General features: G+C 66.1%; 18 protein-coding genes. 11 read left to right on the forward strand and 7 right to left on the reverse strand.

Annotated features, from left to right (window positions below; genetic code table 11):
- Positions 1 to 257 precede the first annotated feature (257 nt).
- Both NO347_RS06190 and NO347_RS06195 read right to left on the reverse strand, forming a co-directional pair.
- Positions 258 to 1,025 carry an ABC transporter permease gene (locus NO347_RS06190; RefSeq protein ID WP_256288760.1) on the reverse strand — a complete coding sequence of 256 codons (768 nt, stop codon included), beginning with the start codon at positions 1,023 to 1,025 and terminating at the stop codon, positions 258 to 260.
- Complete coding sequence (locus NO347_RS06195) at positions 1,022 to 1,975, reverse strand: ABC transporter ATP-binding protein (RefSeq protein ID WP_256288761.1); 954 nt, start codon at positions 1,973 to 1,975, stop codon at positions 1,022 to 1,024. Before NO347_RS06195 ends, NO347_RS06190 begins: the two co-directional genes overlap by 4 nt.
- A gap of 113 nt (positions 1,976 to 2,088) precedes the next feature.
- Here NO347_RS06195 and NO347_RS06200 point away from each other — a divergent pair, with 113 nt between their 5' ends.
- From NO347_RS06200 to rnhB, 3 genes are all read left to right on the forward strand, one after another.
- On the forward strand, positions 2,089 to 2,640 hold the full coding sequence (locus tag NO347_RS06200) for a DUF4112 domain-containing protein (RefSeq protein ID WP_256288762.1): 552 nt from the start codon (positions 2,089 to 2,091) through the stop codon (positions 2,638 to 2,640).
- A 108-nt stretch (positions 2,641 to 2,748) separates the two neighbouring features.
- Positions 2,749 to 4,113: a tRNA pseudouridine(54/55) synthase Pus10 gene (locus NO347_RS06205; protein WP_256288763.1), complete on the forward strand. Its 1,365-nt coding sequence runs from the start codon at positions 2,749 to 2,751 to the stop codon at positions 4,111 to 4,113.
- A gap of 39 nt (positions 4,114 to 4,152) precedes the next feature.
- The gene (rnhB, locus tag NO347_RS06210; protein WP_256288909.1) at positions 4,153 to 4,815 is read left to right on the forward strand and encodes a ribonuclease HII; all 663 of its coding nucleotides are present in this window, start codon (positions 4,153 to 4,155) and stop codon (positions 4,813 to 4,815) included.
- Between the two features lie 27 nt (positions 4,816 to 4,842).
- Here rnhB and NO347_RS06215 read toward each other — a convergent pair whose 3' ends face one another.
- The 5 genes from NO347_RS06215 to NO347_RS06235 form a co-directional block, all read right to left on the reverse strand.
- Positions 4,843 to 5,079 (reverse strand): DUF7511 domain-containing protein, encoded by a 237-nt coding sequence (locus NO347_RS06215; RefSeq protein ID WP_256288764.1) that lies wholly within the window; start codon positions 5,077 to 5,079, stop codon positions 4,843 to 4,845.
- Positions 5,080 to 5,328: 249 nt separating this feature from the next.
- Positions 5,329 to 6,939, reverse strand: coding sequence for a preprotein translocase subunit SecD (locus NO347_RS06220; protein WP_256288765.1), 1,611 nt, complete (start codon positions 6,937 to 6,939; stop codon positions 5,329 to 5,331).
- Entirely contained in the window at positions 6,939 to 7,820 is an 882-nt protein-coding gene (gene secF / locus NO347_RS06225; RefSeq protein ID WP_256288766.1) for a protein translocase subunit SecF, read from the reverse strand. The genes NO347_RS06220 and secF overlap by 1 nt, the downstream gene beginning before the upstream one ends.
- Before the next feature lie 85 nt (positions 7,821 to 7,905).
- Positions 7,906 to 8,400: a DUF5812 family protein gene (locus tag NO347_RS06230; protein WP_256288767.1), complete on the reverse strand. Its 495-nt coding sequence runs from the start codon at positions 8,398 to 8,400 to the stop codon at positions 7,906 to 7,908.
- A 38-nt stretch (positions 8,401 to 8,438) separates the two neighbouring features.
- Entirely contained in the window at positions 8,439 to 8,972 is a 534-nt protein-coding gene (locus NO347_RS06235) for a DUF8056 family protein (protein ID WP_256288768.1), read from the reverse strand.
- A 128-nt stretch (positions 8,973 to 9,100) separates the two neighbouring features.
- Here NO347_RS06235 and NO347_RS06240 point away from each other — a divergent pair, with 128 nt between their 5' ends.
- From NO347_RS06240 to NO347_RS06275, 8 genes are all read left to right on the forward strand, one after another.
- Entirely contained in the window at positions 9,101 to 10,393 is a 1,293-nt protein-coding gene (locus tag NO347_RS06240) for a glucose-6-phosphate isomerase (protein WP_256288769.1), read from the forward strand.
- A gap of 450 nt (positions 10,394 to 10,843) precedes the next feature.
- Positions 10,844 to 11,071 (forward strand): DNA-directed RNA polymerase subunit H, encoded by a 228-nt coding sequence (locus NO347_RS06245; protein WP_121568534.1) that lies wholly within the window; start codon positions 10,844 to 10,846, stop codon positions 11,069 to 11,071.
- Positions 11,068 to 12,636 carry a DNA-directed RNA polymerase subunit B'' gene (locus NO347_RS06250; RefSeq protein WP_121568533.1) on the forward strand — a complete coding sequence of 523 codons (1,569 nt, stop codon included), beginning with the start codon at positions 11,068 to 11,070 and terminating at the stop codon, positions 12,634 to 12,636. The genes NO347_RS06245 and NO347_RS06250 overlap by 4 nt, the downstream gene beginning before the upstream one ends.
- A gap of 4 nt (positions 12,637 to 12,640) precedes the next feature.
- On the forward strand, positions 12,641 to 14,470 hold the full coding sequence (rpoB, locus tag NO347_RS06255; RefSeq protein WP_256288770.1) for a DNA-directed RNA polymerase subunit B: 1,830 nt from the start codon (positions 12,641 to 12,643) through the stop codon (positions 14,468 to 14,470).
- A 12-nt stretch (positions 14,471 to 14,482) separates the two neighbouring features.
- Positions 14,483 to 17,410, forward strand: coding sequence for a DNA-directed RNA polymerase subunit A' (locus NO347_RS06260; RefSeq protein WP_256288910.1), 2,928 nt, complete (start codon positions 14,483 to 14,485; stop codon positions 17,408 to 17,410).
- Positions 17,403 to 18,638 (forward strand): DNA-directed RNA polymerase subunit A'', encoded by a 1,236-nt coding sequence (rpoA2, locus tag NO347_RS06265; protein WP_121568530.1) that lies wholly within the window; start codon positions 17,403 to 17,405, stop codon positions 18,636 to 18,638. The genes NO347_RS06260 and rpoA2 overlap by 8 nt, the downstream gene beginning before the upstream one ends.
- A 5-nt stretch (positions 18,639 to 18,643) precedes the next feature.
- The gene (locus tag NO347_RS06270) at positions 18,644 to 19,066 is read left to right on the forward strand and encodes a NusA-like transcription termination signal-binding factor (RefSeq protein WP_256288771.1); all 423 of its coding nucleotides are present in this window, start codon (positions 18,644 to 18,646) and stop codon (positions 19,064 to 19,066) included.
- A gap of 72 nt (positions 19,067 to 19,138) precedes the next feature.
- Positions 19,139 to 20,098: a mechanosensitive ion channel family protein gene (locus tag NO347_RS06275; protein ID WP_425492348.1), complete on the forward strand. Its 960-nt coding sequence runs from the start codon at positions 19,139 to 19,141 to the stop codon at positions 20,096 to 20,098.
- The last annotated feature ends 1 nt before the right edge of the window (position 20,099 follow it).

Genomic DNA, 20,099 nt, shown 5'->3' on the forward strand with positions numbered 1-20,099 from the left:
TGAAACGAAAAGCCTGATTTCACCCACGTGTAACGGGCGACTACCGGTAATCGACTGTCGTCGCTAGCATATCCATACTGTGGGCTGTCCTCGACGACAAAGGGGCTCTGATCCGTGGCGAACAGCGAGACCCGAGCCGAGGCCACAACGACCGTCGCATTTGCACGTCTTCACGCACGTGATCGCGACTGCGTTCGGTCGGGTGCGCAATCAGTTGCAAATGCTGCGATATCTCACACCAGTCACAGCTGGCAGTATCAGTCGGTCAGGCCGTAGCCGCGCCGGAAGAGAGCGATGTCGGCCACGATGATGCCGAGGGTGAGCGTGCCGAGCACGGCGAGCGACGCGTTCGGGTCGACTTCGCTGACGCCGAGGAAGCCGAACCGCACGCCGTTGACCATGTAGATCATCGGATTCAGGAGCGACACCTGCTGGACCGTCGCCGGCAACTCGTTCAGCGAGTAGAAGACGCCGCCGAAGAAGACGAGCGGCCGCAGAATGAACTGATTCAGCATCGTCAGGTCGTCGAAGTCGTCGGCCCAGAGGCCGCCGGCGACGCCGAACCCGGCGAAAAGCAGTGTAATGACGACCGCGAACGCGACGAGATACAGCGGACGTGCCACCCCGACGGAGGTGAAGAACGCACCGATGAGGGCGATGAGCACGCCGACGATCGCACCCCGGATCGCCGCGGCCAGCACGTACGCGCTGACCATCGTCCGATACGAGAGCGGCGAGGTCAACACCTCCTCGATGTAGCGGTTCCAGCGGCCGTGGAAGATCGTGAACGAGGCGTTCTCGAAGGCGTTCGAGATCGCACCGAGGACGACCAGGCCGGGGAGAATAAAGAGAATGTACGGGACACCGGCGATCTGATCGATGCGTTCGCCGAGGATGACGCCGAACACCGAGAAGTACAGCACGTTGGTGATGAACGGGGGGACGAAGGTGTTCCGCGGGCGGCGGACGAACCGGAGGACTTCGCGGCGCAGCAGCGAGACGAACCCCGTCGTGTCGATGCTCATTGCGACACCTCCGCGGTCGCGCGGCCCTCGCCTTGTCTGGTCATCTCGACGAAGACCTCTTCGAGCGACGTCCGCTGGATCTCCAAGTCGACGATCTCGTGGCCCTGCTCGTCGAGACACCGGACGACCTCCGGTGCGACGAGCCCGCCTTGGTGTGCGGTGACGACGAGTCGCGTGCCGTCGAGGTCGACGCTCTCGACCCGCTCGTCGACCGCCGTGAAGTCGGGGACGGCAGTCGGTGCGTGCCGCAGTTCCACGGCGATGTCGTCGGTCCCGCGGTCCATCAGTTCCTCGGGGCTGGCGACGTCGACGACGCGCCCGGAGTCGAGGATGGCGACCTCGTCACAGAGCCGTTCGGCCTCCTCGATGTAGTGCGTCGTGAGCAGGATCGTCGTCCCCTGCTGGTTCAGGTCGACGATCGTCTCCCAGAGCTCGTGGCGGAGTTGGACGTCGACGCCGGCGGTCGGCTCGTCGAGGATGAGCAGATCGGGATCGGTGATGAGCGCTCGCGCGAGCATAAACCGACGCTTCATCCCGCCCGAGAGCCAATCGAAGCGCGTGTCGCGTTTGTCGTAGATGCCGACGCGCTTCAGGACTTCGTCGGCGCGGTCGCCGGCTTCCCCGGGTGGCACGCCGTGATAGCCGGCTTTGTGTTCGAGCACTTCCCGGATCGGGAAGAAGCGATCGACGTTGAACTCCTGAGGCGCGAGCCCGATGTGATCGCGCGCCTCGCGGTAGTCGTCTTCGACGCCGTGGCCGAACACGCGCGCCTCGCCGCCCGTCTTGCGGACGAGGCCGACGAGGATGTTGATGAACGTCGTCTTGCCCGCGCCGTTCGGTCCGAGCAGCCCGAAGAACGATCCCTCTGGGACGGTGAGGTCGACGCCGTCGAGCGCCTGTACGTCGCCGTAGGATTTTCGCAGGTCGCGTATCTCGATCGCGGCTTCCATTCACTTACCCTCTCTTCCGAGCGGTCCTAAGGACAGCGGATTCGGCCTACCTTTCCCGTTCTGTAACCCTCGGCGCCGAAACAACGATGCCCGTCGCCGGTCATCGTCTTGTTGTGGAGTCGTCGAACAGCTCATCCGCCGCTGACGGCGAGATCGTCAGTCCCGCGGCGGGCATCGAGAGCGATGTCGACCCTGCAACCGCCGACCGACTCGCGCGGCTGCGCCGACTCAGCCGTCTGCTCGACAGCGCGATCGAAATCCCCGGCACGAACCTCAAGGTCGGTCTCGACCCGCTCTTGGGTCTGTTGCCCGTTGTCGGCGACGCACCGGCGACGGCCGCTTCGGCGTACGTGGTTGCGGAGGCGGCGGCGCTCGGTGCTCCCCGAGCGACGCTCGCGCGGATGTGTCTGTACCTCCTCGTCGACGCCGTTTTCGGCTCGGTCCCGCTCGTCGGCGACGCCTTCGACGTGCTCTGGCGGGCGAACGACCGGAACGTCCGCCTGCTCGAAGCGCGACTGGTCGATCCCCGCGGCGAGACGCGCGACCGACGAGTCGTGGTCGCGCTCGGGACCGCCGTCTTCGTCGCTGTGCTCGCGGTGGGGGCGGGCGCGGCTGTCACCGTCTGGTGGCTGTTACGCGTCGCGGGCGTTGCAGGCGTCGTCTGAGGAGTCCGAATGCTGTCTGACGAGCCCGAAACTGTCGGGGCGTCGTCGGGACCACCGTCCCAGCGCCGAAAGGACAAGACAGAAGCGATAGCCGCCTTTTCTACGTCTATGAGCATTCTCGCCGACGCCCGCGCGCTCGATGCGCAGGAACCGGTCTGTGACGCCTGCCTGGGCCGGGTCTTCGCCGATCGGAGCCACGGGCTGACGAACGACGAACGGGGGTCGAGCCTCCGTATCGCCGCCGCGCTCGACGACGACGAACCCTACGAATCGGTCGACACCGCCGACTGCTGGGTGTGTGAAGGCCTGTGTGACGAGTTCGACGAGTGGGCCGAGCGCTGTGCGGCCGCCGTCGAGGACGTCGAGTTCGACACCTATCAGGTCGGCACGCGCACGCCGCCGCTCGTCGAGGAGAACGAACTGCTCTTCCGCGAGGGCGCTGGTCTCGAGGAGGACTCGGGCGAACTGTTCAAATCGGAGTTCAACCGCGAAGTGGGCAAGCGCGTGGGCCGGCTCACCGACACGGCGGTCGACTTCGGGCGGCCGGACGTGCAGTTTACGCTGGATCTGGAAGCCGACCGCGTCGAGGTCGACGTCCACTCGGCGTTCGTCTACGGCCGCTACCGAAAACTCGAACGCGACATCCCCCAGACCGAGTGGCCGTGTAACGCCTGCGACGGTTCCGGCTACGTCGGCAAACAGCCCTGCGAGAAGTGCGACGGCACGGGCTACCTCTATCAGGACAGCGTCGAGGGCCTCACGGCTCCAGTCGTCCGCGACGTGATGGACGGCACCGACGCGAAGTTCCACGGCGCTGGCCGCGAGGACGTCGACGCGCGGATGCTCGGCACCGGCCGCCCGTTCGTCATCGAGGTGATGGAACCCCGTCGTCGCCACGTCGACACCGACCGACTGGAGGGCGACATCAACGCCTTCGCAGAGGGTCGCGTCGAGGTCGAGGGACTCCGACTGGCCGACTACGAGATGGTTGAGCGCGTCAAGGGCCTGGACGCGTCCAAGCGCTACCGCGCCGAAGTCGCGTTCGGCGACGCGGTCGACGCCGACGACCTGGCGGCCGCACTCGAGGAGCTCGACGGTGCGACGATCGAGCAGTACACGCCCCACCGCGTTGACCACCGCCGGGCGAGCCTGACCCGGAAACGCGAGGTCTACGAGACGAGTGGCGACCTCGACGACGACACCCACGCGACGGTCGAGATCCACGGCGCGGGCGGCCTCTACATCAAGGAACTCGTCTCCGGCGACGAGGGCCGAACGAACCCCAGCCTCGCGGGTCTGCTCGGCGTCGACGCCGAGGTGACCGCGCTCGACGTCGTCGGCGTCTACGGCGAGGACGAGGCGTTCGAAGACGAGGCGTACTTCCGCGAGGAGACCGCGGGCGACGGTGACGCCGACACCGACGAACCGGAGGCTGAGGCGTCCGGCGACGGAGCCGACGCCGCGGACGACTGAGCGATGCCGCCCGCAGGTCAGACTCCCGGCGGCGACGCGATCGCGATCGGCAGCGACGAGGCCGGCAAGGGTCCCGTTCTCGGACCGATGGTCGCCGCGGCCGTGCGCGCGCCGCCCGACGGGATCCCCGACGAGGTCGACGACTCGAAACGACTCTCGCCGGCGACGAGAGAGGAGATCGCCGAGACGCTTCGCGCCCGCAAGGACGTCGCTGTCGGCGTCGCCATCGTCTCGACCGACCGCATCGACGACCCCGAGACTGATATGAACTCGCTGACGGTCGACGCACACGCCGAAGCGATCGCTGCCGTCGCTCGCGACGGCGACGCCGTCACCACCGACGCCGGCGACGTCAGCGAGTCGCGGTTCGCGCGTCGGGTCCGTGAGGGCGTCGCGGCCGAACCGGCTGGACCGACCGTCGACGTACAGGCAGAACACGGTGCCGACGCCGAGTACCCGATCGTCGCGGCCGCTTCCGTCGTCGCGAAAGTCCGTCGCGACGCGGCGATCGAGGCCCTCGACGCAGCGTACGCCGACTACGGGCCGATCGGAAGCGGCTATCCGAGCGACCAGACGACGCGGGCCTTCTTGCGTGACTTCGTCGCGGAAACGGGCGAACTGCCCGACTGCGCACGGGCGTCGTGGTCGACGTCTGCCGACGTGCTTGCCGCTGCGGAGCAGTCGGGACTCTCGGAGTTCTGACCGGCGGCGGGCGTATTTGATCCAGAGCTACCGCATCGCTTCGAGTGAGACGTACGAACCCGATTCGGCGGAGACCCAGGTCGTCGGCAGTTCGTCGGCGTCGGCGTCCTCAGGATAGATCGTACACTCGTCAGGCGCGTCGTCGTAGGCCTCGACGCGGGCGACGTACGCTCGGATTCGCCAGGCCGTCTCGGCGTCGTCAGCGGGGTCGTCGTGCTCAGCGTCCGCGGCGTCGACGTCAGGGAGGTGTGAGTCGGTTGCCATCGTGGAGGTGTCGTCGTGGTCGTTGATCCGATGTACGCGGCGTCGGTCGTCGCCTGCTGCAGTCTTCGGTTGTCCCGGTTTCGTATTTAAACAGTCGCCTATTCTTGTAGGGTGAGACTCGACTGCCTCACGAACGAGGATGCGACAGGGTGAAGCGGTTTCGAAACGCGGACGGCGCGTGTGACTGACGACGCGTGAAACAGTGGATCGAAACTGCGAGAAGGCGGCACTGCGCCGGGCTGATAGCGTTCAGCGATCGATCGTCGTCAGCGATCGCAGGATGTCGCCGTACGCCGGGCGGGTGATGAGAACCCCGACGAGGACGCCGAGGATGGTGAAGATGGCGAAGCCCTGGAGGTCGCCGAGCGAGAGGATCGCCAGCGGCGACATCGCGATGATCGTCGTCGCCGCCGCCGCGCCGATCACCCAGAACGCCTTGCGGAAGCGCGACTGGAAGACGCGGCGGGAGTTGATCTCGCCTTCGGCCATCACCTCGTCGGCGATGATGATGAGGTCGTCGACCCCGGTCCCGATGACGGCGATGAACCCGGCGATGACCGAGAGATCGAGCGGGTAGCCGATCCCTGCGGCGAACCCGAGCAGGATCACGACCTCCGAGAGCGCGGTCACGACCATCGGCGCGGCGACGCGCACGTCGCTGTAGCGGACGAAGACCACGCCGCTGACGGCGAGCACCGCGATGATTCCGGTAATGAGCGAGTTGATGCGGAAGTCTGCCCCCTGGCTCGGTGAGATGTACGAGACCGTCCCACCGCTGTCCTGGGAGAAGTCCAGCTGTGCCGGGAGCGCACCGGCGCGGAGGTTGATCGCGACGTCCTGCGCCTCCGAGACGTTCGTCGTCTGCAGTTGGAAGACGGGGTCCTGTTCCCACGCGCCACTACGGAGGCTGTCTGCGAGCCCCGGACTCATCCCGAAGGCGTTCGTCACCTCATCGTTGACGACCAGGAGGAGACACGGTTCGGTGTTGTTCCGGTCCTGCTGGTAGACACACCGCGTCCCGCCCTGCTGGGCGAGGCCGGTGTCAATCATCGACTGCTGGAACTCTGGGGCGACCGGCTCGGAGACCGTCACGGGGACGTACGCGCCGCCGTTCCGACCCTCCTGTGCGGTACCGATGCTCTGGAAGTCCTCTTGCTGCAGCACGACGTCGCGGGCGTAGCTCCCGTTTCCGGTGGGGTAGTACGCTTCGATCACGACTGTCCCGCGCTCGCTGACGAGTTCGCGGACCGACGAGGCGTCCTGGTTCGGAACCTCGACGAGCACGTAGTTCTCGCCCTGGGCGGTCGTGACCTGCTGGACGGTCCCACCCGAGAGCCCCGCCTCGTTGATCTTGTTCTGGAGGATGCGGACGACTTCCTGCCGAGTCGCGTCGGTGACACCGTCGCGAACCTCCGTCTCTTCGGTCGCGTAGCCGGTCGCATCGAGTGCAGCTGTCAGTTCGTCGGTAGTGACGTTCTCGGCAGTCACCTCGACGGTCGTCGTCGTCTCCGACTGCGCCTGCGCACTCGACTGCTGTCCGGCCGGCACGCCCGTGCGGGCGATGACGTCGGCGGGGCCGGCGTTTTCGAGTTCGTCAGCCACGGCCTGTTCGACCGCCCGGGTGCTGTCTGTGCCGAACGAGACGTCCTCGGCGGTGACGCCGACGAGCGGCGCCCGCACACGCGTCCCGCCGGAGAGCTCGAGGCCGTACTGAAGGTTCGTCACGCTACTCGTGGCCGCGACGTCGGAGCCGGCGGTCCCGTCGTCCGCTGCGAGCGTCGGCGAGAGGAGCGCGAATCCGGCGATCAGGATGAACACGACGAGGAGGGCGACGCGCCAGTTCTCGCGTACGTCGACCATCAGCGGGCCACCCCCCTGAACTTGTACCAGCGGAGGAGACTCAGATTCAGCAGGTACGTGTTCATCAGGTCCGCGGCGAGTCCGAAGACGAGCACCGTCCCGATGGCTGCTAGCAGCTGAATGCCGAACAGCGTCGCCGTGATCGTCATCACGATCATCGCTGTGATCGACGTTAGCGTCATCGTCACACCGGTCCGCATCGCCCGGTAGGTCGACTCGTAGAAGTCACCCGAACGGCGGAGGATGTGGTTGTTCAGCAGGATGTCGGAGTCGACGGAGTACCCGATGAGCATCAGGAGCGCCGCGACGGTCCCGAGCGAGAGTTCGATCCCGAGGACGTTCATCAGCGCCAGTGGAATGACGATGTCCGAGAACGCGGAGATGACGACTGCGATAGAGGGCACGAACACGCGGAACATCGCGAAGACGAGCACGCTCATTCCGAGGAAAGCGACGCCGAGTCCGCCGAGCGCGAGGACCTGCGTATTAGAGCCGAAGCTCGCAGACACCGACGAGACGGACCGGACGTCCAGCCCCGCATCTTGCGCCTGGCGTTCTAACTCGGCTGCGCCTACCGAGCCCGCCTCCGATTGGAAGGTGATGACGTAGACGTTCTGCGCCGGGACCGAACGGATGGTCTCGGGCTCGGCCGAGAACGCCTGTCTGATCTGTTCTTCGGCCGCCGACTGCGGCCCGTCGATAGCGACTTGGACTTCGGTACCCCCTGTGAACGCGATACCCTGGTTCACCGGCGAACCAGTCATCACGTACCAGCCCGCGATGATGAGGAGTGCGACCACCAGGACAGCGAGCGGGATCGCCGCCAACTGGCGGTTCGTGTACCGGGTGTAGTCGACCTCCGGTACCGTAAACTCGACCATAGATGCCGGTGGAGAGCCCCGCCGAATAAGCCTTCTTATGATCGCCTACGCGGGACGACGCACGCACAGGCCCGCAACACCGTCGCTACGGCATATACCGCACCGAGAGCACGCCGGGCGACGACCGAACTTCCACCCGATTGACGTCGAGGCGCGCCGCCCGCGAGAGCAACTGCTCTTCGTCTTCGAGGACGTCGTCGGCGGCTGTTCCGGTGTCATCCTCGGGAACAGTTATCACGTGGATCTCGCCCTTGCCGGCCCGCGGCTCCCGCGTGAGGTCGCCGACGTCCTGCGACGCAGCGAGCTCTTTCGAGTGTGTGGTCGGCGGTTCGTCGCTCCGTTCGACCGATAGCGACCGCCTCGACGTCGTTTCGATGAGCTGATAGGAGACGTTCATCGGCGGATCGGGGGCGACGACGCCCTCGACGACGTCGTCGCACTCGACGCCCGGATTCGACGAGAGCGTGTGTACCTGCCCGGTTTCGACGTTCTTGAGCACGGCCGAAGCGTCTTCGGCCGCAGTCACGAGGAACGTCCCCTCGATTCGGTCTGTCTCCCCAGCCTGATCGGCGTCTGTCATTGCCACTGGGTAGACGCCCGGCGCACTTGCGGGTTTCGTCACCCGAAGAGCCGGTGCGCGGCGGCGACGAGCCCTGCACCCGCGAGCGGCACGACCCACGAGAGCGCGGCCGGAATCGCGTACAGGCCCACGATCACCGGCACGAAAAGACCGCTCGGCGCTGGCCGCGTCACCGTCTCGCCGTCGATGACGAACGTCTCCGGCATCGACGCGACGAGGCCGAGATACAGCGAGAGCAGGAAGCAGAAGCCGGCCACCGCAAGCGCAGCCTCGTGGCGACCGGACGAATCGACGTTCTTGCGCCGTCGTCGGGCGACGAGCAGGACCGGCGCGACAGCCGGGAGGATGACCAGCAGGCCGATGACGACGTAGAACGACCGCGAGAGCGTGAGCGATCCACCCTGAACAGCGGCGGTTTCACCGATCAGCACGACGAGAGCGATGCCGACGAGCAACGCGATGAGGCCGACGGCGAGTGCGCTCGCGACGACGTAGAGTTTGAACAGTCGCGACTCGCTCGAACGGAACGCGTAGGGGAACGCCCCGAAGACGCCGTCGTAACCGGATGCCATCGGCTCTCGATTGGACTCGGAGCGGTTTGAACGAACCGGTCCCGCCGAGCCGCCTCGCCGACTGCACCGAGTGACCGCCGCTTCGAGGGATCGACCGCTTTTTCGTCGGGGGCGGTCGTTGGAGACGTATGCACGTCGACCTCGGCAGTACTCTCGACGCGACGCCCGGCGTCTCTCGGGCGTCGCTGGAGCGACTCGACGAACAGGTGGCGACGGCTCACGAGCGGATCGAAGCCGGTCGCGACGACCACGAGCACGGCTACGAAGCGTTGAATCTTCCATCGACGGTCGATCTCGACGCCATCAGAACAGCGGTCGATCCCTTCGACGACACCGAGGCGGTGCTCACGGTCGGGATCGGCGGGAGTGCACTCGGCGCAGCGACGTTCGCGGACGCCCTCGCCGGTCCCGAGGACCCCGACGCGTACTTCTTGGACAACGTCGACCCCGAGCACGTCTCGCGGCTGCTCGACTCGCTTTCCCTCGATCGGACGGTCGTGAACGTCGTTTCTCGCTCGGGGACGACGGCCGAGACGCTCGCGAACTTCCTCGTCGTCCGCGAGGCGATGACCGACGCCGGTGTCGACTGGACCGAGCGCACGTTCGTTACGACGGGCGAGTCGGGGAACCTCCGCTCGCTCGCGGAACAGCACGATCTCCCGTCGCTCGCGGTTCCGGACGGTGTCCCCGGCCGCTTCTCGGCGCTCTCGACGGTCGGGCTCGCCGTCGCGGCGATCCAGGGCCACGATCTCGACGCGATCCGCGCTGGTGCGGCCGACGCCGCGGACGGGCTCTCGGGATCGCTTTTCGAGACGCCCGCGTACGCCTACGGCGCGACGACGTACGCGCTCGCACAGCGCGGCGCGGTGACGAACGCGATGATGCCGTACGCCGAGCGCTTAGAGACGTTCGCCGAGTGGTTCGCACAGCTCTGGGCCGAGAGTCTCGGCAAGGACGGGCTGGGTCAGACTCCGGCCCGCGCGCTCGGCGCGACCGACCAGCACTCACAGCTCCAACTGTACCGCGCCGGCCCGCGAGACAAACTCGTGACGCTCGTTCGCCCGCGCGAGCGGCCCGACCGCGACATCCCGAAGACGGATCTCGACGGGCTCTCGTACCTCGGCGGATCCTCGCTCGGCGACCTCCTCGACGCCGAGTTCGAAGCGACCGAGGCGAGCCTCGCGGCGTCGGGCGTCCCGGCAGTCCGTGTCGAGATCGACGCCGTCGACGAGCGATCGCTCGGTGCGCTGCTCTACGAGATGGAAGCGGCGTGCGTGCTCTACGGTGAGCTCGCGGCGGTCTCGACGTTCACCCAGCCCGCCGTCGAGTGGGGAAAACGCGCCGCTCGCGGCCTCCTCGGTGGCGGCGACTTCGAAGAGGCCGACGCCGTCGACGAACGGACGAGTCTCGTCGTCGAATAGCGGCGCGCTCGCGGCCACAGATATACTGTCGGACAGAACGATGTGAAAATAATCGGCACCCCGTGGGTGCCAACATGATTCACGAACTGCTGTCCGACAGTATACCACTCCTGCACTGGTACGTGAGGGCGAACAGTCGGCACTGCTGCGGTCCCGCGTCGACGTGCCGAACGACCGCTGCCCGACGCGGGGCTGACGCTACGTCATACGGGCGCTGGCCGCGGCATCCGGCATAAACTCGCGGCCGGATCCGACGGACGGTACCGATCGCCGGAACACATTTATTTGACACCCTCGTGTGTCAATGCAACACGAGTGCTGAGGGTACTCGTGGCGGTGAGCCGTGCTTCTCTGATCCGGAGTTGGCAAGGGTTAAATGGTTCCCAGACGAACCGGGCTGTAGTATCCCGTGAGAACTTCTTCCCCAACCACCACCCATCACACCCAGATATGGTAGACGTAAGCCAACACGAACTCGTCCCAGAGCACACGCTCATCGATGAGGAGGAGATCGAGTCGATGTTGACGCAGTACGACGTCGAACGCGCCGATCTTCCGAAGATCAAACGGAAGGACCCGGCGCTCCCGGATGACGCCGAGATCGGCGACGTCGTCAAGATCGTCCGCGACTCTCGAACTACAGACAAAGCGGTCTCCTACCGACTGGTGATCGAATGAATCGACAGGACCGACGCGTCGTCTCGCGTGAGTACTTCTCGGAGGAACGGCTCGCAGAACACCACTTCCGCTCGTTCAACAACTTCCTCGAGCGGGGGATGCAGGACGTCGTCACGGAGAAGGAACGAATCGAAACCGACATCGGCGACAAGGAGGGCGAAGAGCCCGTCTTCGTCGAACTCGGTGACGTCCGCGTCGAGACCCCGCGTGTCCGCGAGGCCGACGGCTCCGAGGAACTGCTCTTCCCGCAGGAAGCCCGCCTCCGGAACATCACCTACGCCGCGCCGGTGTTTATGGAGATGTCCATCGTCCGCGGCGGCGAAGAAGAAGAGGAAGTCGTCGTCGACACCACCGAGACCAAGGTGGGCCGGATGCCCATCATGGTCGGCTCGACGAAGTGTAACATCGCCGGCCTCTCTGAGGAAGAACTGATCGAGATCGGCGAGGACCCCGTCGATCCCGGCGGCTACTTCATCGTCAACGGCTCCGAGCGCGTTCTGATGACCTCCGAGGACCTCGCGCCGAACAAGATCCTCGCGGAGTACGACAGCAAGTACGGCGACGAGATCCAGGTCGCAAAGACGTTCTCCCAGCGCCGTGGCTACCGCGCGCTCGTCCTCTGTGAGCGCAACCGCGAAGGGCTGCTCGAAGTCTCCTTCCCGTCTGTCTCCGGGAGCGTGAACTTCGTGACGCTCGTCCGCGCGCTCGGGCTCGAATCCGACGAGGAGATCGTCCACCGCGTCTCCGACGACCCCGAGATCGTGAAGTTTATGCTCGAAAATCTGGAGGAAGCGGAAGTCCAGACCGAGCAGGAAGCGATCGAGAAACTCGGCAAGCGCGTCGCCGGCGGCCAGGGCAAGAACTACCAGCTGAAGCGGGCCAACTACGTCATCGACCGCTACCTCCTGCCGCACCTGCACGAGGACGGCGTCGACGACGAAGACGTCCGCATCAACAAGGCGTACTACCTCTGTCGGATGGCCGAGGCGTGCTTCGAGCTCGCGCTCAACCGCCGCGAATCCGACGACAAGGACCACTACGCCAACAAGCGCCTGAAAGTCTCCGGCGACCTGATGAAGGACCTCTTCCGGACGGCGCTGAACAAGCTCGCACGCGACGTGAAGTACCAGCTCGAACGGGCCAATATGCGGAACCGCGAACTCACGGTCAACACCGTGGTTCGTTCGGACGTGCTCACAGAGCGGCTCGAACACCCGATCGCGACGGGGAACTGGGTCGGCGGCCGCTCGGGCGTCTCCCAGCTCGTCGACCGGACGGACTATATGGGCGTCCTGTCGCACCTGCGTCGCCTCCGGAGCCCGCTCTCGCGGAGTCAGCCGCACTTCGAGGCGCGTGACCTGCACGCGACCCAGTGGGGTCGCATCTGTCCCTCCGAGACCCCCGAGGGACCGAACTGCGGTCTGGTGAAGAACTTCGCGCAGGCGATGGAGCTCTCACAGAACATCGAGGACGAACAGTCGCTCAAGCGCGAACTGGCGTCGATGGGCGTCGAAGGAATCCCCGGCATCGAGGGTCCGGGCGCCGGCACACCCGCGGACGATTAAAACGATGGCTCAGTCACAACGAGAGGCGAAAGTCTACGTCAACGGTAGTCTGGTCGGGACGCATCCCGATCCCGAACAGCTCGCAGAACAGATTCGAGAGGCGCGCCGCCGCGGCGACGTCAGCGAGATGGTGAACGTCTCGGTCAAAGACCGGACGCGCGAAGTCATCGTCAACGCCGACGCCGGTCGCGCACGTCGACCGCTGATCGTCGTCGAAGACGGCGAACCGCTCCTCGGCGACGAGGAGATCGAAGCGGTCGAGTCCGGCGCACTGGAGTTCGAGGACCTCGTCGAGCGCGGCTACGTCGAGTTCATCGACGCCGAGGAGGAAGAAGACATCTACGTCGCAGTCGACGAAGACGAGATCAACGAGGACCACACCCACCTCGAGATCGACCCGCAGCTCATCTTCGGGATCGGTGCGGGGATGATCCCCTACCCCGAGCACAACGCCTCGCCGCGTATTACGATGGGTGCCGGGATGATGAAGCAGTCGCTGGGGCTGCCCGCGGCGAACTACCGCATCCGCCCCGACACGCGACAGCACCTGCTGCACTACCCACAGCTCTCGATGGTCAAAACGCAGACCACAGAGCAGATCGGGTTCGACGAGCGGCCGGCGGCGCAGAACTTCGTCGTCGCCGTGATGAGCTACGAGGGGTTCAACATCGAGGACGCACTCGTGATGAACCAGGGCTCGGTCGACCGCGCGATGGCCCGCTCGCACTTCTTCCGGACCTACGAGGGCGAGGAACGCCGCTACCCCGGCGGTCAGGAAGACCGATTCGAGGTGCCGAGCCAGGACGTACGCGGCGCACGCGGTGAAGACGCCTACACGCACCTCGACGAGGACGGCCTCGTCAACCCCGAGACGCGGGTCGACGAGAACTCCGTGCTCCTCGGGAAAACGTCGCCGCCGCGGTTCCTCGAAGAGCCCGACGATATGGGCGGGCTCTCGCCGCAGAAGCGACGCGAGACCTCGGTGACGATGCGCTCGGGCGAATCCGGCGTCGTCGACACCGTCACGCTGATGGAAGGCGAAGACGGCTCCAAACTGGCGAAGGTCTCCGTCCGCGACCAGCGGATCCCGGAACTCGGCGACAAGTTCGCGTCCCGGCACGGTCAGAAGGGCGTCGTGGGCCACCTCGCGCCCCAGGAAGACATGCCGTTCACGGAACAGGGCGTCGTGCCCGACCTCGTGTTGAATCCGCACGCGCTGCCGTCGCGGATGACGGTCGGCCACGTGCTGGAGATGCTCGGCGGCAAGGTCGGCGCGCTCGAAGGCCGCCGCGTCGACGGGACCGCCTTCCAAGGCGAGTCCGAGGACGAACTCCGCGGAGCCTTAGAGGACCACGGCTTCAAGTCCTCCGGCAAGGAGGTAATGTACTCCGGCGTCACCGGCGAGAAGATCGAGGCCGAGATCTTCGTCGGGACGATTTTCTACCACAAACTCTACCACATGGTGAGCAACAAGCTGCACGCCCGTTCGCGCGGGCCGGTGCAGGTGCTCACCCGCCAGCCCACCGAGGGGCGCGCCCGCGAGGGTGGTCTCCGGCTGGGCGAGATGGAGCGTGACACCGTCATCGGCCACGGGGCCGCGATGGTGCTCCAAGAGCGCCTGCTCGACTCCTCGGACAAAGAGACGGTGTACATCTCCGCCGAAACCGGGATGGTCGCCGTCGAGGACCGCGGCCAGCGCCGCATCTACGACCCCGTCACCGGCGACGAGGACGACATCCACGAGATCGAGATCAGTTACGCGTTCAAGCTCCTCCTCGACGAGATGATCGCACTGGGAATCCGACCGCGACTCGACCTCGAAGACGCAGTCTAACCAACAATGTCAATGCAGACACCCAAAGAGATCGGTGCCATCCAGTTCGGGCTGATGGACCCGGAGACGTACCGAGATATGTCCGCGACGAAGATCATCACCGCGGACACGTACGACGACGACGGTTACCCAATCGATATGGGGCTGATGGATCCCCGTCTCGGGGTCATCGACCCGGGGCTCGAGTGCCGCACCTGCGGTTCGCACTCGGGATCGTGTAACGGTCACTTCGGCCACATCGAACTGGCCGCGCCCGTCATCCACGTCGGCTTCACGAAGCTCATCCGCCGCCTGCTCCGCTCGACCTGCCGCGAGTGCGGCCGCCTCTCGCTGACGGCTGACGAGCAAGAGGAGTTCACCGACGCGCTGCAGCGCAACGAGGAACTCGGCGAGGACTGGACGGACGTCCTCAAATCGGGCGTCCGACAGGCGCGGAAGGCCAGCCGCTGTCCGCACTGCGGCGCGCCCCAGCACGACATCAAACACGAGAAGCCGACCACCTACTACGAGGTGCAGGACGTACTCGCCGGCGACTACTCCGAGCGCATCGCCTCGGCGATGCAGCCCGATCCCGACGAGGACGACAGCGGGATGTCACCCGCCGAACTGGCCGAGAAGTCCGGCCTCGACGTCAGCCGCGTCAACGACATCCTCTCGGGCGAGTTCCGCCCCGTCGGTGACGACCGCAAGAAGATCGAGAAGGCGCTCGACGTCGACCTCACCGAGGAGGACATGAACAAGCTGATGCCCTCGGACATCCGCGACTGGTTCGAGGACATCCCCGACGAGGACATCGAGACGCTCGGGATCGACCCCAGTCGGTCGCGGCCCGAGTGGATGATCCTCACCGTGCTTCCGGTCCCGCCGGTCACCGCTCGCCCGTCGATCACGCTGGATAACGGGCAGCGCTCCGAGGACGACCTGACGCATAAGCTCGTCGACATCATCCGTATCAATCAGCGATTCATGGAGAACCGCGAGGCGGGTGCGCCGCAGCTGATTATCGAGGACCTCTGGGAACTGCTGCAGTACCACGTCACGACCTTCATCGACAACGAGATCAGCGGGACGCCGCCGGCGCGACACCGTTCCGGCCGCCCGCTGAAGACGCTGAGCCAGCGCCTGAAGGGCAAGGAAGGTCGCTTCCGTGGCTCCCTGTCCGGGAAGCGCGTCAACTTCTCTGCGCGGACCGTGATCTCGCCGGACCCGACGCTCTCGCTCAACGAGGTCGGGGTCCCCGAGCGCGTCGCCCAGGAGATGACCCAGACGATGAACGTCTCCGAGCGGAACCTCGATCGGGCCAAGCAGTACGTCCGCAACGGCCCCGAGGGTCACCCGGGCGCGAACTACGTCAAGCGGCCCGACGGTCGCCGCCTGAAGGTCACAGAGAAGAACTGCGAGGAACTCGCAGAGAAGATCGACGCCGGGTGGGAGGTCAACCGACACCTCATCGACGGCGACATCGTGATCTTCAACCGCCAGCCGTCGCTGCACCGGATGTCGATTATGGCACACGAGGTCGTCGTGATGCCGTACAAGACGTTCCGGCTCAACACCGTCGTCTGTCCGCCGTACAACGCCGACTTCGACGGCGACGAGATGAACATGCACGCGCTCCAGACCGAGGAGTCGCGTGCGGAGGCGCGCGTCCTGATGCGCGTGCAGGAGCAGCTTCTCAGCCCGCGCTTCGGTGAGAACATCATCGGCGCGATACAGGACCACATCTCCGGGACCTACCTCCTGACGAACGGGAATCCGGAGTTCACCGAGACGCAGGCGCTCGACCTGCTCCGGGCGACGAGCATCGACACGCTCCCCGAGCCCGCCGGCGAGGACGAGACCGGCCAGCCCTACTGGACCGGCCGCCAGCTCTTCAGCGAACTCCTGCCCGACGATCTGAATCTCGAGTTCACGTCGTCTGCGGGCGACGAGGTCGTGATCGAGGACGGCCAGCTCCTCTCCGGGACGATCGACGAGGACGCCGTCGGCGCGTTCGGCGGCGAGGTCGTCGACACGCTGGCGAAGCTCCACTCGAAGACGCGCGCTCGCGTGTTCGTCAACGAGGTCGCGTCGCTGGCGATGCGCGCGATTATGCACTTCGGCTTCTCGATCGGGATCGACGACGAGTCCATCCCCGGCGAGGCCAACGCGCAGGTCGACGAGGCCATCCAGAACGCCTACGACCGCGTCCAGGAACTCATCGAGATCTACGAGGCCGGCGAGCTCGAATCGCTGCCGGGTCGGACGGTCGACGAGACCCTCGAGATGAAGATTATGCAGCAGCTCGGGAAGGCCCGTGACTCCGCCGGTGAGATCGCAGAAGACCACTTCCGCGACGACAACCCGGCGGTCGTGATGGCCCGCTCTGGGGCGCGTGGCTCGATGCTGAACCTCACGCAGATGGCCGGCTGTGTCGGACAGCAGGCCGTTCGGGGCGAGCGCATCAACCGCGGGTACGAGGGCCGGACCCTCAGCCACTACCAGAAGGACGACCTCTCGGCGGAGGCACACGGCTTCGTCGAGAACAGCTACCGTGGCGGGCTGACGCCGCGGGAGTTCTTCTTCCACGCGATGGGTGGCCGCGAGGGCCTGGTCGACACCGCAGTCCGGACGTCGAAGTCCGGGTACCTGCAGCGCCGCCTGATCAACGCCCTCTCCGAACTGGAAGCGCAGTACGACGGTACCGTCCGCGACACCTCCGGCACGGTCGTCCAGTTCGAGTTCGGCGAGGACGGCACCTCGCCCGTGAAGGTCTCCTCCTCCGAGGAGAACCCGATCGACGTCGAGAACGTCGCCGACCGCATCCTCGACGCGGAGTTCAGCTCCGATGAGGAGAAAGAACGCTTCCTCGGCCGCGAGGAGCGGCCGACCAACATCTCCGAGTACGCCGGCCCGGGACTCGACAAGGCCCAGGGTATGGGGGTAGAATCCGATGACTGAGGAGTACGAACACGTCACCGACGACATCGAGGCCATCGTGCAGGACTACAACCTGCCCGAGAGTCTCCAGCACCGCATTTACGAAACGATCGAGGACCGCGAGGGCGTCACGCTCGAACAGGCCGACGACATCGCACAGGCCATCTCCTCGCGCTACGAGGACTCCCGCGTCGACGCGCACGACCCCGTCGGGACCGTCTCCGCGCAGTCCATCGGTGAGCCCGGAACGCAGATGACGATGAACACGTTCCACTACGCGGGCGTCGCCGAGATCGACGTCACACAGGGTCTGCCCCGCCTCATCGAGTTGGTGGACGCGCGGAAGACCCCCGACACGCCGATGATGACGGTCCACCTCGAAGACGAGTACGCCGAGAACCGCGAGCGCGCCCACGAGGTCGTCTGGCAGATGGAGGCGACGAAGATCCTCGCGCTCGGCGACATCTCGACGAACGTCGCCGATATGATCGTCCAGGTCGACCTCAACGAGGACACGCTGGCCGAGCGGTGGCCGACCGTCGACAGCGTCGACACCGTCGCCCAGGAGATCGCCGAGACGATCGAGGACGCCCTCGGCGTCAACACGCGCCGCTCGGAGACGCTCATCGAGTTCGGCCCCGACGAGCCGAGCTACCGACGGCTCCTCCAGCTCGTCGAGGAGCTCCGCGACATCGTCTTCAAAGGGCTCGAAGACATCTCCCGCGTCGTCATCCGCAAGGAAGACAACGAACGCACGGAGGGCGAGGAGTTCGTCCTCTACACCGAGGGATCGGCCTTCGGCGACGTCCTCTCGATCGAGGGCGTCGACGCCTCGCGGACGACGAGTAACAACATCCACGAGGTCTACCGCAATCTCGGCGTCGAGGCCGCCCGCGAAGCCATCATCAACGAGACGATGGAGACGCTGCGCGAGCAGGGTCTCGACGACGTGAACGTCCGGCACCTGATGCTCGTCGCAGACATCATGACGAACCGCGGCGAGATCGAGTCGATCGGTCGGCACGGCATCTCCGGGTCGAAGGACTCCGTCCTCGCCCGCGCCGCATTCGAGGTCACGGTCAATCACCTGCTCGACGCGGCGGTCCACGGCGAGGAGGACGACCTCGACGGCGTCATCGAGAACGTCATCGTCGGCAAGCCCGTCGCGATCGGCACGGGCGACGTCGACCTCCGGATGGGCTCGATCGAGGCCGACGGCGGCACCGAAGCCGAACTCTCGGACGACTGACCCCGATGCGAGTCACGCTGTCGGACGACGCGCGCCAATTCATCGCCCGCTTCGAGGACGAGACGGGCGCTGCGGCCCGCGACTGCCTGCTGTTCGAGGATCGGGTTGTCATCCTCGTCGCCGCCGGCGATATGGGGGCCGCGATCGGTCCCGGCGGCGCGCACGTCCAGGCGGTCGAGGAGGCGATCGGTCGTGACGTCGAACTCGTCGAAAACGCCGACACGCCGGCCGCGTTCGTCGAGAACGCGCTCGCGCCCGCGGCGGTCCGACACGTGACGCTGTCCGAGCAGGGCGGCGAGCGGGTCGCATACGTCGAAGTCCCCGAGGGCGACCGCGGCGTCGCCATCGGAAGCGAGGGCAAACACATCCAGACCGCACGCAAACTCGCGCGCCGGCACTACGACATCGACGACATTCAGCTGACGTGACGCTGTCGCGGGCCGCGACAGACGTGCAAACCGTCCTATAACTTTTTGTGTCGCTGTCGCGCTCTCGGAGACGTGCACGACGGACTGCTCCAGTTCGGCGCGCTCGCCCCGGGGCAACTCGTCCCGCCCGGTACGTTCGACGCTATCGCGGGCGAATCGTACAGCGACATCGTCCGTATCGGCGTGGGGTTCACGCTCGGGACGCTCGTGACCTACGCGTTCGGACGGCTCTTCGTCCTCCCCGCCATCGCCCGCGTCGTCGCCGCGCGGAACCGAAACAACCCGACGATCGAGACGGCCGCACAGACGTATCTGCACGCCCTGATCGTCCTCGTCGCGATCGTCGCGGGCGTCGTGGGTGCGGGCTTCGGAGGGATACTGACCGACATCTCGATCATCGCTGCCGCGCTGACGCTCGTCGTCGGCGCGTCCAGCCAGAAACTCGTCGGATCGCTCGTCAGCGGGATCTTTCTGGTCGTGGACCCGGACTTCAACGTCGGTGACTGGATCGGCTGGCCGGGCGGCGAGGGCGTCGTCGAGGCGGTCGACTTCCGCGTGACGCGAATCCGGACGCCGAACGGTGAGACGATCGTCGTTCCGAACACGGAGTTGACCGGGAACGCGCTCACGCGGCCGTACGGGCGCGAACAGTACCGCGTCTCCGAGCCAGTCGAGGTGGCCTACGGCGACGACGTCGAACTGGCGCTCCGAGAACTCGTGGAAGTCGCTCGGGTAGACGACCGCGTGCTCGAAGACCCCGATCCGACGTCGAAACTCGTCTCCTTCGAGGGGAGTTCGGTGCGGATCCGGGCGGACTTCTGGGTCGGCGATCCGATGGATGTCGATCTTGTGACGCTCAAATCCGACTTCCGCCGGCGCGTGAAAGCACGGTTCGACGAGGTCGGCCTGACGCTCGGGCCGCCGTCGGGACAGGAACTCAGCGGTTCGGTGTCGGTCGACGTCGAGGATGGGCTGGCGCCGAGTGTCGGACGCGACGGCGGCAGCGACGGCCGGTACGGCGACGGGAGTTGAC

The sequence above is a fragment of the Halobellus inordinatus genome, from assembly GCF_024464655.1.
GTDB classification, from domain to species: domain Archaea; phylum Halobacteriota; class Halobacteria; order Halobacteriales; family Haloferacaceae; genus Haloquadratum; species Haloquadratum inordinatus.

Coding starts and splice junctions, on each gene's coding strand:
- NO347_RS06195 (WP_256288761.1), bottom strand. CDS start 1,975: ATGGAAGCCGCGATCGAGATACGCGACCTGCGAAAATCCTACGGCGAC.
- NO347_RS06260 (WP_256288910.1), top strand. CDS start 14,483: ATGCAGACACCCAAAGAGATCGGTGCCATCCAGTTCGGGCTGATGGAC.
- NO347_RS06235 (WP_256288768.1), bottom strand. CDS start 8,972: ATGGCATCCGGTTACGACGGCGTCTTCGGGGCGTTCCCCTACGCGTTC.
- NO347_RS06250 (WP_121568533.1), top strand. CDS start 11,068: ATGAATCGACAGGACCGACGCGTCGTCTCGCGTGAGTACTTCTCGGAG.
- rpoB (WP_256288770.1), top strand. CDS start 12,641: ATGGCTCAGTCACAACGAGAGGCGAAAGTCTACGTCAACGGTAGTCTG.
- NO347_RS06215 (WP_256288764.1), bottom strand. CDS start 5,079: ATGGCAACCGACTCACACCTCCCTGACGTCGACGCCGCGGACGCTGAG.
- secF (WP_256288766.1), bottom strand. CDS start 7,820: ATGGTCGAGTTTACGGTACCGGAGGTCGACTACACCCGGTACACGAAC.
- NO347_RS06270 (WP_256288771.1), top strand. CDS start 18,644: ATGCGAGTCACGCTGTCGGACGACGCGCGCCAATTCATCGCCCGCTTC.
- NO347_RS06240 (WP_256288769.1), top strand. CDS start 9,101: ATGCACGTCGACCTCGGCAGTACTCTCGACGCGACGCCCGGCGTCTCT.
- NO347_RS06245 (WP_121568534.1), top strand. CDS start 10,844: ATGGTAGACGTAAGCCAACACGAACTCGTCCCAGAGCACACGCTCATC.
- rpoA2 (WP_121568530.1), top strand. CDS start 17,403: ATGACTGAGGAGTACGAACACGTCACCGACGACATCGAGGCCATCGTG.
- NO347_RS06230 (WP_256288767.1), bottom strand. CDS start 8,400: ATGACAGACGCCGATCAGGCTGGGGAGACAGACCGAATCGAGGGGACG.
- NO347_RS06190 (WP_256288760.1), bottom strand. CDS start 1,025: ATGAGCATCGACACGACGGGGTTCGTCTCGCTGCTGCGCCGCGAAGTC.
- NO347_RS06220 (WP_256288765.1), bottom strand. CDS start 6,939: ATGGTCGACGTACGCGAGAACTGGCGCGTCGCCCTCCTCGTCGTGTTC.
- NO347_RS06205 (WP_256288763.1), top strand. CDS start 2,749: ATGAGCATTCTCGCCGACGCCCGCGCGCTCGATGCGCAGGAACCGGTC.